General features: G+C 70.9%; 2 protein-coding genes and 1 pseudogene. All 3 read right to left on the reverse strand.

Going from position 1 to position 2,392, the window contains the following annotated elements; genetic code table 11:
• Positions 1 to 917: enoyl-CoA hydratase/isomerase family protein (locus WA805_RS17000; protein WP_425242823.1), on the reverse strand; the 917-nt coding region annotated here is incomplete at its 3' end.
• Position 918: 1 nt separating this feature from the next.
• Positions 919 to 2,097, reverse strand: coding sequence for a thiolase family protein (locus tag WA805_RS17005; protein ID WP_422276817.1), 1,179 nt, complete (start codon positions 2,095 to 2,097; stop codon positions 919 to 921).
• 61 nt (positions 2,098 to 2,158) lie between these two features.
• Positions 2,159 to 2,392, reverse strand: a pseudogene (locus WA805_RS17010) (DNA polymerase/3'-5' exonuclease PolX); the annotation flags it as partial.

Raw genomic sequence — 2,392 nt, forward strand, 5'->3', positions numbered from 1 at the left:
GCCCGGTAGTGCGCGGGCGCCGCGCCGTGCAGCTTGCCGTCCACGAGGAAGCGCGCAGCGGCCACCACGGCGTCCCACTCCCCGGCGGGTGCCAGCTCACGCGAAGGCGCGGAAACCGCCCCCGTCAGCACCCGCGCGGCCCAGCGCAGCGATTCCTCGAGGAAGTCGGCGGGCTCGAACATCACGTCCACGATGCCCAGGCCGAAGGCCTCGGGGCCGCGCAGCATCTTGTTCTGCGCCAGCGGGTTCTCGATGATCACCTTCAGCGCGGCGGACGGCCCGATCAGCCGGGGCAGCAGGTAGGCGCCGCCCCAGCCGGGCACCAGGCCGAGGAAGCACTCGGGCAGCGCGACCATCTGCGCGCCGGAGGAGATCGTCCGGTACGTGCAGTGCAGCGCCACCTCAAGGCCGCCGCCGAGTGCCACGCCGTTGATGAACCCGAACGACGGGACGCCCAGCTCCCCCAGCCGCCGGAACACCGCGTGGCCGAGCGACGCGATCCCCAGCGCTCGCTCGCGCGCCGCCTGCTGGGCCTGTGCCGGGTCCGTGCCCGCTGCTGCCAACCCAGCTGCTGAGAGCACCGCGGCAGCCCCGTCCAGGTCCGCGCCGGCGCCGAGGATGAACGGCTTGCCGGTCACGCCGACCGCGGCCACCTCGCCAGCAGCCACCCGCGCCTCGATCGCGTCCAGCGCCGCGTTCAGCGACAGCAGGCCGCGCACGCCGAACGTGTTCGGCTTGGTGTGGTCGTGCCCGTTGTCCAGCGTGATCAGCGCCATCACGCCAGCCCCCTTGCCTGGTACGACAGCGCCTGGTACGACAGCGCCCAGGTCAACGTCGCGGACCAGGGCGCGAGTCACCACCTCATCGGGCAGCGCGGATTCGCCAGGGAGAAAGCCCCGTACGTTCCGGATACTCATCTCAGATCCTCTCCCAGAGCACGGTGCCGCCCATGCCCATGCCCACGCACATCGTCGTCAGCCCGTAACGGACATCGGGCCGCTCGGCAAGCTGCCGCGCGAGCTGGATCATCAGCCGGATGCCGGAGGAGGCGAGCGGGTGGCCGATCGCGATCGCGCCGCCCCACGGGTTCACCCGGGGATCGGAGTCATCGATCTTGAAGTGGTCGAGGAACGCCAGCACCTGCACCGCGAACGCCTCGTTGATCTCGATGAGGCCGATGTCGTCCATGGTGAGGGAGTTGCGGGCGAGCAGCTTCTCGGTCGCGGGCACCGGGCCGATGCCCATCACCTCGGGCTCGACGCCGGCGAACTGGAAGTCCACCAGGCGCATCTTGGCGGTCAGGCCCAGCTCGGCCGCGACCTCTTCCGCGGCGATGACGCAGCCGGTCGCGCCGTCGTTGATGCCGCTGGAGTTGCCGGCCGTGACCCGGCCGTGCGGACGGAACGGGGTCTTCAGCGCGGCGAGACCCTCCAGCGTCGTGTCCGGCCGGGGCGGCTCGTCCACCGTCGCCCAGCCCCAGCCCAGCTCCTTCGTGCGGATCGCCATCGGCACCAGGTCCGGCTGGATCTGCCCCGCCTCGTAGGCGGCCGCGACCTTGCGCTGGCTGGCCAGCGCGTACGCGTCCGCCCGGTCCTTCGTGACCGCCGGGTACCTGTCGTGCAGGTTCTCCGCGGTCATGCCCATGAACAGCGCGGACTCGTCGACGAGCTGTTCGGCGATGAACCGCGGGTTCGGATCGACGGCCTCGCCCATCGGGTGCCGGCCCATGTGCTCGACGCCGCCCGCGATCGCGACGTCAGCGGCACCGAGCGCCACCTCGCCGGCCACCGTGGTCACCGCGGTCATCGCGCCCGCGCACATCCGGTCGATCGCGTACCCGGGCACGGTCACCGGCAGGCCCGCGAGGATGGCGGCGCTGCGGCCGATCGTCAGCCCCTGGTCGCCGATCTGCGTGGTGGCCGCGATGGCGACCTCGCCGATCCGGTCGTGCGGCAGGTCCGGGTTGCGCCGCAGCAGTTCCCTGATCACCCGGATCACCAGGTCGTCGGCCCTGGTCTCGGCGTAGATGCCCTTCGGCCCAGACTTGCCGAACGGCGTCCGGACGCCGTCGACGAAGACCACATCGCGTGCCCGCATTTGCCTTGCTCCTTGGCGTGTCGGTTGCGCCTGACGGGCTTATGCTACTCGCCAGTAACCTTTATGACGCACGGCCCTTGCGAAGAAATTCCCGCAGCTTCTCCAGCGGCCAGGTGTTGATCACGTCGCCGGAGGTCAGCCAGCCGCGCTGCGCCGTTCCCACCCCGTACTTCATGTTCTCCAGGTCGCCGAACGAGTGCGCATCGGTGTCGATCGCGAACTTCACGCCCGCGTCCCTGGCCTGCCTGATGTAGTCGCCCGGCAGGTCGAGCCGGGCCGGCGACGCGTTCACCTC

Origin of the sequence: Trebonia sp. (genome assembly GCF_049794275.1) — a bacterium.
GTDB lineage: Bacteria > Actinomycetota > Actinomycetes > Streptosporangiales > Streptosporangiaceae > Trebonia.